The sequence below is a fragment of the Variovorax sp. P4_B11 genome, assembly GCF_056402355.1.
This window is the reverse complement of sequence record NZ_JBFUHO010000050.1, coordinates 43,996-52,563: the sequence shown is the minus strand read 5'-3', so window position 1 is coordinate 52,563 and position 8,568 is coordinate 43,996. Positions and strand designations below refer to the sequence as shown.

Here is an 8,568-nt window from a genome sequence, read left to right as displayed (position 1 = left end):
TCCCCGGCAACCGCCCGAGCACCACGCTGCTGCTCGAGCGCCTGACGCCGCACAGCCTGGGCGCGCTGATCGCGATGTACGAGCACCGCGTCTTCACCAGCGGTGCGCTGTGGGGCATCAACAGCTTCGACCAGTGGGGCGTCGAGCTCGGCAAGGCCCTGTGCAGCGACCTGCTGCCGCGCCTGGCGAGCGGCGACACCCAGGGGCTGGACGCTTCGACTGCGGGACTGATGAAGCGCTTGATCGCCTGAGCGCCGGGCTGCCTCAACGCGCCGCGCCGGTCGCTGTCGCCACGTACAGCGCCAGCGTGCGGATCTGCTCGTCGGTCAGCGACTTGAACGCGGGCATCGGGCCGATGCCGTTGCGCAGCGCCTTCTCGACCCGGGCCGCGTCCGGCTGCAGTTCGTCGAGGTCGGGCCCGACCTGGCCCGTGGCACCTGCATGCTTCAGCGTATGGCACAGGGCACAGGCCGGCACCGCGCCGCCCAGGAAGAGCTTTCGGCCCTCCTCGGACGGCGTCTGGGCCTGGGCGCCGGCCAGCCACAGGCCGGCCAGCAGGGCGGCGCCCCAGGAACGAACGAAGCGCACGGCGCTCAGGCCACCGTGACGGCGACCGCGTGGTCGCGCCAGCTGGAGTTCAGGTAGCCGCCCTTGTTCTCGAACCGGTTCTCTGCCTGCACGTTGCCGCGCACGTCGGTCACGCGGCTGGCCAAGACGTGCTTGCCGGCCGGAAGCTTCACCGGCAGTTCGAACTGACGCCAGGCGAAGCGGCCGAGGTCGGGTCCGACCAGCGCCGCGCGCTGCCAGGTCTGGCCGCCGTCGACCGACACGTCCACCTGTTTCACCGCATTCACGCCCGCGAAGGCAACGCCGCGCACGACCACTTCCTGGCCCGCGCGCAGGTCGGTGTCGGCGGCCAGCGGCGTGTTGATCCACGACTTGGGCGGCATCTGCCACACCGAGGGGTCGGTGGGGCGCTGCGAAGCCTCGGTGGCCGGGGTCATGCGGTAGTCGGTCTGCTGGATCGACGAGTCGCTCTCTTGGGCGGTGAAAGCCACGCGCTTGACGTACTTGATGCTGTTGACGCCGGTGAAACCGGGCACGATCAGGCGCAACGGGCCGCCATGCGCCAGCGGGATCGGCTGGCCGTTGAGCTCCCAGGCCAGCAATGCGTCCTCCATGGCGGCGGCCGGCACGCTGCGCTCCACCCGGGACTTGGGGCTGATGCCGGCGGGCAGCACTTCGCCGCCGGTGCCGGTCATGAACTTCATCCCCGGGCTGACGCCGCCCAGCGCGTCGACCAGCCGGCGCACCGGCACGCCGGTCCACATGACGCAGCCGGCCGCACCGGTCTGCCACGGGGTGCCGCTCGGCTTGGAGGGGAACATGCCGCGGCCGTTGCCGCTGCATTGCAGGACCATGGCCACGCTCTCGCTGTCCATGGTCTTGAGTTCACGCACGCTGAGCGATTTCGGCCGGCGCACGCCCTCGATCTGCACCACCCAGTCGTCCGGCTTGGCGACGATGTCGGCGTTCGGCGGCGCCAGGTTGTTGCGCACGTAGAGCTGGTTCACCGTGGTCAGCGCGCCATTGCCTGCGGCGCCGCGGCGCATCTCGATGGTGTTGGCGCTGTGGACGATCATCGTGCCGGCGTCCTTGAAGGTGGCGTAGGCCGGCAGGGGACGCGGCGCAGCGGCCTGCGCAAAGGCCGTGCTCCACGGGGCGGCGGCTGCCACTGCGACAGCCGCGCCGCTTCCGGTGAGCAGCGCCCGGCGGATCGGATCGGGCGCGAACGGGAAATCTGTCATGGGAAGGGCTCTTTCGCAGAAGGAACGTGGGTAAGGGGAAGAAGCGCGAAGCGGATACTAAGACCAAGCCCGCCGCCGAAGGGCTACTTGGCCGCCGTGTCCACGGCCAGCCCGGCGGCGCGCCACTCGGGCAGGCCGCCGCGGAACCAGTTCACGTGGGTGTAGCCGGCCTTGAGCGCCGCAATGCTGGCCTTGTGGCTCTTCCAGCACTCGGGCCCGTTGCAGCCGAAGACCAGTTCGGCGCCGCGGTCGGCACCGAGCGCGGCCAGGTTGAACTCGTCGACGTCGGCCGCGAAGTCCGGATCCTTCGCCGACTTCTCGACATAGGGAACCAGCACCGCGCCGGGGACGTGCCCTTCCTTGAACTCCGCGGCATTGCGGGTGTCGATGTACCTCGCCTTTCCGGCCGACAGCATGGCCGCGACGGTCTTGGCATCGACCACCTTGGCGCCCTTGAGCTCGCGCGGCGTGAAGTAGCCCAGGGTCGAGACATAGGTGAAGTCCTGTGCCGACACCCGCGCGGTCCGGGTGCCGGACGCGGCGTCGCCGATGTCCGAGCGCAGTATGTCGGCCGAGACCTTGGCGCCGTCCTTGACCGCGATGCCGAGGCCCGGCACCTCGCGCGACGTCATCACGGCCTTCACCGCCGCGCCGCCGGCCACCCACTTGTCGAAGGTCGACTTCTCGACGGCGACGACGTCGCAACGGCCGATCTGAAGACAGACGAGCAGCGCGTCCTGATAGCGCGTCTCGTAGAAGTCGCGGAAGTGCCGCTTCATCGTGGTGTTCGCTGCCACCGCCTCACCGCGCAGGAGGTAGGTCACCAGGCTGTCCTGCAGCGGCAGGCCCAGGCGCTTGCCGGCGGACTGCTGGAAGTTGCCGATCGGACTGTCGGCGGGAACCACCAGCACCGCCTGCGAGCTGCTCTCCACGGCGGCCACCGGCGCGTAGCCGTAGCGCACGGCGGAGCCGATGAGGTGGGCCGGCCCCACCACCACGTCAGGCAGCCGCGCACGCGTGGCGCTCAGGTCGGCGGTCATGTCGGCAGAACCGGTGATGGAGACGTCGAAGATTCGCTCCTTGCGCAGTGCCTGCTCGATGACGCTGCGCCAGACGGCCATGGTGGCGCCACGCGATTGCTCGGCCTGGTCGCCCGGATTCACGAGCACCTTGACCTGCGCGTTCGCAGCCGGCGCCGCCAGCATCGATGCCACCAGCGCCAGGCCGCCGGCCCATCGCGCAGGGGTGGAGCCTGCCGCTGCCAAACTATTGCTCATCGCCGATATTCCAAATGATGCTAGTAGCAAAGTATGAAACTGTCTGATACGGCGAAGCAAGTACATCCAAAGTTCTCTCTTTGGATTGGCGGGCACGCGCTCCGACACGCGGCGTTCGACGAAGCGCTGTCCGCGGTGCGTCGCGCGCGCCCCGAGGCTCAGGCGGAGCGCGGCTTCTTCCAGGTGTAGACCATGGTCACGGCGTAGTTCCACACCGTGCCGACCAGCACGCCGGCAATGGCCGAGGCGATCCAGAAATCCGGCCGCTGCGCAAACAGCCACCCCGCCACGCCCACGTTGGCCAGCGCGCCCACGCTGCAGGCCAGCGAGAAGGACAGCCATCCGCTGAGCATGCGCCAGCCGCGCAGCCGCATGTCGCGGTAGGTCAATATGTTGTTGAGCAGAAAGTTGCTGGTCATGGCCACCACCGTGGCCAGGCCCTGCGCCGCCACGAATCCCAGCCCCAGTCCCTTGAACGACACGCCGAGCACCGCCAGGTGCACCAGCAGGCCGAAGCCCCCGACCAGTGCGAAGCCGATGAAGCGGACCGGCACGATGCCTCCCAGCATCCGGTCCAGCAGCATGATCATGTATTCCCATGCCACGTTGATGTCCAGCTTGCTCTCGCCGGCGAATCGGTTGCGGAACTCGTAGGGCAATTCCTTGAAGCGCAGGGGCTCGGGCGAACTCGCGAACAGGTCGAGCAGGATCTTGAAGCCCACGCCCGACATGCCTTCGCGGATGCAGCGCAGCGCCACGGCGTGGCGGGTCATGAAGAAGCCGCTCATCGGATCCTTCAGGTCGGCCTTCAGCACCATCGCGCTCAGGCGCGTCGCCAACTGGCTCATCTTGGCGCGCGAGGCGTCCCAGTCGCCGGTTCCGCCGCCGCCGACATAGCGGCTCCCGACCACGATGTCGAGCCGCGGGTCGGCCTCGAGGGCATCGGCCATCGAGGCCAGCAGGCGCTCGTCGTGCTGCAGGTCGCCGTCCATCACGGCCACCAGCGGCGACGACGAGGCCAGCATGCCCTCGATGCAGGCCGACGCCAGGCCACGGCGGCCGATGCGGTGCAGGCAGCGCACGCGCCCATCGGCTTGCGCCATCTGGCGCACTGCGTCGGCCGTGCCGTCGCGGGAGTCGTCATCGACGAAGATCAATTCCCAATCCCTTCCGGCCAGGGCGACGGCGACGCGGTCGCGCAACTCGGTGACGTTCTGGACTTCGTTGAACGTGGGAATGATGATGGACAGTTGTGGCATGGGGGTTCTGGCGGGCTCAGGGGCTGGCGTCTTGTTGCGGCATCGGGCCGGGAGAAGGGGCCCCGCGGTAGCCCGTGCCGCGCCAGATCTCGATGCGACGCGTGGTGCGGCCGAGCGCGCCGACCTGCACCTCCTCGACGCGCTCCAGGCTGTCGAACAGGGGGCGCAGCGCGGCCAGATCGAGCGCCGACTGCGCCTGGTCGGACAGCACCAGGAAACCGGTGGCGCCGACGAGATCCTCGGAATGGGGGAAGTAGTCGTACTGGAGTGCCCTGCGCCCGAAGATATCCTGCGCGTAGGTCCGTTCCTGGCTCGGCCGATGGAACCAGATCAACGAGCTGGTCTTGTAGTTCGGCGAGAAGACGAAGGCCCGGCGCCCCTGGGCACGCTCGGCCGCGACGACCCGGTCCAGCTGCTCGGCGGCCGGCCGCCAGCCGCTCCAGATGTTCAGGTCGCCCGGCAGCGGCAGGTTGGGAATGACCGACACCCCGATGCCCACTGCCAGCAACAGCGCCGACGAGGCCAGGCCCAGGGCGCGCCTTCGACCGTTGCCCGGGCGGGCCAGCGAATGGCGGATGCCGAGGATGACCAGCGACCACCAGGCCGGAAGCAGCCAGTTGATCTTCGAGTTCGTGCGGAAGCTGACGGCGACGAAAAGCAGCAGCGGGATCAGCGCGCTCAGCAGCAGCAGCAATTCGCGGGGCTCGATGCGGCGCGCGAACCAGGCCCGCAATCCGTGCCAGGCGGCGCCGAGCGACAGGGCGAACAGATACGGCGACAGCAGCAGGAACTGGGTGGCCAGCAGGAGCCCGAAGAATCGCGGCTTCAGGCCGCCCATCGACTCGAGGCGCCGGCCGCTCTGGAAAGCCAGGGACACCCATTCGTGCTGCGCGTTCCACACCAGGACCGGCGAGAAGATCAGCAGCGCCAGCAGCGCGGCCAGGTAGGGCTGCGGCCGCCGCAGCCAGCGCCGCTGATCCGGAACCGCCAGCAGGTACAGGCCGACGATGGGCAACAGCAGGACGCCCGAATACTTGCCGAGCCAGCTGAGCCCCATGAAGACGCCGGCCGCATACCACCAGCGCCCGTCGCCGCTGCGGCTGGCTCGCCAGACGGCCCAGATCGTGCCGATCCATCCGAACAGCAGCGGCCCGTCCGGTGTCGGACCGAAGCCATACAGCTCGTACAGGAGCGTCAGGTTCAGCGCGAGCACGGCCCAGAACGCCAGCCGCCGATCGCCGAACATGTCCAGCACGAGGCGGGCCCACAGCAGGTTCCAGCCCAGCGACCACAGCACCGCGGCGGACTTGATGCCGAACGCGGTCTGGCCCAGCAGCATCGTCGTGAAAGCGATGCCATAGCTGGCCAGCGGTGGATGGTCGAAATAGGACCCGTCCGGAAAGCGGCTCCAGGTCCAGTAGTACGCCTCTTGGGGGGTGAGCGGCGAGTACGCGGCCAGCACCAGGCGAAGCAGCGTCACGCAGGCGATCAGCCAGGCGATCGCCCGGCCGCTTTCTGCCAACGCAAGTCGATCGGTTGGATGGGAGACGGTATGCGAGGGCATCAACGGGTCACGCTGCGTCGACCGGCACGAGGATCGGGGTCCGACGGCGATCCRGGCGACAACGGATCAAAGGCACTGAGGAAATTCAACGGCATGAGACTGAGCGAACAACGTCGAACGCGAGCGGAACGACCAACGCGGTGCCCGATCGGCACCGCACTCCGGCCGGTATTGTGGCCTGAATGTCCTGGAGAAGTTCCGGGCATCGAGGCATCCCCTCTGTGAGCACGGCGAAGGGGCCTCCGGATCGCCCTTGCGCCGACCCGGCGCCGAACTTGATCCAGGCAGGCAGGGTAGATCGAAAGTTGTAGTGAACGTAAATGCATCGACTCGCGATTGTGACTGGCCGGGGCCCCTTCAATAGACGGGCTCACCGATCGCGCGCTTGACCTTCACCAGGGCCTCGCGCAGAGCGCCTGGCTCGACCGATCCCAGAGCCAGGCGGATGGCATGCGGCACCCGGGCGGAGGTCGCGAAAGGCTCGGCCGTCGACACCGAGATCCGATCGCGCGTCAGTGCCATCGCAACCTGGTCGGCGCGAAGCGCTTCGGCCAGGGGGAGCCAGACGAAGTAAGAGGCCGGATGGCGGACGCACCGCAGTCCGGCGAGGACGTCGGCGGCGATCGCTTGCCGCATCGCCGCATCCTGGCGCTTCTGCGATTCGAGCCGGATCACCGTGCCGTCGTCGAGCCATCCGCAGGCCATCGCCGTCATGACGCCGGGCGTGTTCCAGGTCGTAGCCCGGATCGCCCGCTCGAGCTTCGGCACCCATTCGGCCGGCGCGGCGACATAGCCGACGCGCAGCCCGGTCGCCACGCTCTTGGAAAAACCCGAGACGTAGACAGTGGCCTCGGGGGCGAGCGCTGCCAGGGGGGCGGGTGGATCCTCGGCGAGAAAGGCGTAGGCGGCATCCTCGATGATCAGCAACCCGTGCCGGCGGGCGATCGAAACCAGTTGCCGCCGCCGGCTCGCGCTCATCACCCACCCGAGCGGGTTGTGCAGCGTCGGCATCGCATAGACGGCGCGCACCCGCCGGCTCTTGCACAAGCGCTCCAGCGCGTCCAGGTCGGGGCCGTGCCCGGCCGCCGGAATCGGCGCCAGCTCGAGTCGGTGCGCTTGCGCAAGCACCTTGAACCCCGGATAGGTCAGGGCGTCGGTCGCGACCACGTCGCCCGGCTGGAGCAGCGCCATAACGGTCGTTGCCAGCCCATGCTGGGCACCGCTGACGATCATCACCTGGTCCCCACCGACGCTCAAACCCCGGGCTGCGAGATGGCGAGCCACGGTCGCCCGCTCGTGCCGGCGCCCGCCATGCGGCTGGTAGCGCAGCATGGCTTCCAGGTCGCCGGAGGCGGCGAGCTGGCGCAGGCCCGCACGCAGCAGCTCGGCCTGGCCCGGCAGCGACGGATAGTTGAAGTTCAGATCCACCATGTCCGGCGCCGCGGCCTGCTGATCGATTCCCATGCTGCGCGGAAGGGCGGTCTCCCGCACAAAGGTGCCGCGGCCGGTCTCGCCGCTGACCAGCCCCATGGCTTCGAGCTCCGCATAGACGCGGCTCGCAGTGACGAGTGCAAGCCCCTCCCGGGCAGCGAGCTTCCGGTGGGTCGGCAAGCGCGTGCCCGGAGGCAGGCTGCCGGCGCGGATCTGCGCGGCGAGCGCGTCGACCAGAGGCTTGTACCGAGCGTGGGTCATGCAGCAATGTATCCATGACAATAAATTGATTGTATTGCCCTCCGCGCCTACGATCTCCCATCGCCACCCAAACCGCCAGCGAGCCACCGACACCATGCACATCGCCATCCTCACCTTCGAAGGCTTCAACGAGCTCGACTCGCTCATCGCGCTTGGCATCCTCCACCGCGTCAAGGCGCCGGACTGGCGGGTATCGATCGCCAGTCCGGCTGCGCGGGTCCGATCGATGAACGGCGTGGTGCTCGAAGCGCAGGCATCGCTGCGCGAGGCCGGTGCGGCCGACGCGGTCATCGTCGGCAGCGGCATGCAGACGCGGCAGGTCGTCGCCGATGCGGCGTTGATGGCGCAATTGCAGCTCGACCCCTCTCGGCAACTGCTGGGCGCGCAGTGCTCCGGCACGCTCGTCCTGGCCAGGCTGGGGCTGCTCGACGGTGTCCCGGCGTGTACCGATCTGACGACCAAGCCCTGGGTCGAAGAAGCCGGTGTCGCCGTGCTGAACCAGCCTTTCGCTGCCAGGGGCAACGTGGCAACCGCGGGCGGTTGCCTGGCCTCGCAGTATCTGGCCGCCTGGGTCATTGCCCGCCTGGCGGGCCTCGAGGCGGCCCGGAGCGCGATGCACTACGTCGCGCCGGTAGGAGAAAAGGAAGACTACGTCTTGCGCGCGATGCGGAACATCACGCCTTTCCTGGAAACCACGCCCGCCTATGCGTGAGCCCGGTCGGAAAGGAAGCGCGGCTTCGTTGAAGCGCTTCGGTCAAGTTGCGGCGTTCACATGCGCAGCATCTTCCACGGGTTCATGATTCCCAGCGGGTCGAGGGCACGCTTGACGTCGCGCATCAGCGCGCCATGCGCGAGCACCTCGAGTTCCTGAACGCGCTCGCCGCCAAGGACAGCGATGGCGCGCTGGCGCACATGATGGCGCACATCGAACAGTCCAAGCACCGGGTGCTTGCCGGCATGCTGCGAGT

At 68.6% G+C, this 8,568-nt stretch carries 8 protein-coding genes and 1 pseudogene; 2 read left to right on the top strand and 7 right to left on the bottom strand.

What is annotated here, in order from left to right; translation table 11 throughout:
- A pseudogene (locus AC1DYD_RS31195) lies at positions 1-251 on the top strand (glucose-6-phosphate isomerase); the annotation flags it as partial.
- Positions 252-264: 13 nt separating this feature from the next.
- On the opposite strand, the gene sorU reads toward AC1DYD_RS31195, so the two are convergent.
- The 6 genes from sorU to AC1DYD_RS31165 form a co-directional block, all read right to left on the bottom strand.
- A complete protein-coding gene (gene sorU / locus AC1DYD_RS31190) occupies positions 265-588 on the bottom strand; it encodes a SorU family sulfite dehydrogenase c-type cytochrome subunit (RefSeq protein WP_478176615.1) in 324 nt (107 codons plus the stop codon).
- Positions 589-593: 5 nt separating this feature from the next.
- On the bottom strand, positions 594-1,808 hold the full coding sequence (gene sorT, locus AC1DYD_RS31185; RefSeq protein WP_478176614.1) for a SorT family sulfite dehydrogenase catalytic subunit: 1,215 nt from the start codon (positions 1,806-1,808) through the stop codon (positions 594-596).
- 83 nt (positions 1,809-1,891) lie between these two features.
- Positions 1,892-3,085 (bottom strand): rhodanese-like domain-containing protein, encoded by a 1,194-nt coding sequence (locus AC1DYD_RS31180; RefSeq protein ID WP_478176613.1) that lies wholly within the window; start codon positions 3,083-3,085, stop codon positions 1,892-1,894.
- Between the two features lie 158 nt (positions 3,086-3,243).
- On the bottom strand, positions 3,244-4,344 hold the full coding sequence (locus AC1DYD_RS31175; RefSeq protein WP_478176612.1) for a glycosyltransferase family 2 protein: 1,101 nt from the start codon (positions 4,342-4,344) through the stop codon (positions 3,244-3,246).
- A gap of 16 nt (positions 4,345-4,360) precedes the next feature.
- A complete protein-coding gene (locus tag AC1DYD_RS31170; RefSeq protein ID WP_478176611.1) occupies positions 4,361-5,866 on the bottom strand; it encodes an ArnT family glycosyltransferase in 1,506 nt (501 codons plus the stop codon).
- A gap of 399 nt (positions 5,867-6,265) precedes the next feature.
- Positions 6,266-7,600 carry an aminotransferase-like domain-containing protein gene (locus tag AC1DYD_RS31165; protein ID WP_478176610.1) on the bottom strand — a complete coding sequence of 445 codons (1,335 nt, stop codon included), beginning with the start codon at positions 7,598-7,600 and terminating at the stop codon, positions 6,266-6,268.
- A 94-nt stretch (positions 7,601-7,694) separates the two neighbouring features.
- Between AC1DYD_RS31165 and AC1DYD_RS31160 the strand changes: the two genes are divergently transcribed.
- Positions 7,695-8,312 carry a DJ-1/PfpI family protein gene (locus tag AC1DYD_RS31160; protein WP_478176609.1) on the top strand — a complete coding sequence of 206 codons (618 nt, stop codon included), beginning with the start codon at positions 7,695-7,697 and terminating at the stop codon, positions 8,310-8,312.
- A gap of 56 nt (positions 8,313-8,368) precedes the next feature.
- On the opposite strand, the gene AC1DYD_RS31155 is transcribed toward AC1DYD_RS31160, so the two are convergent.
- Positions 8,369-8,542 (bottom strand): FAD-linked oxidase C-terminal domain-containing protein, encoded by a 174-nt coding sequence (locus AC1DYD_RS31155; RefSeq protein WP_478176608.1) that lies wholly within the window; start codon positions 8,540-8,542, stop codon positions 8,369-8,371.
- Between the last annotated feature and the right edge of the window lie 26 nt (positions 8,543-8,568).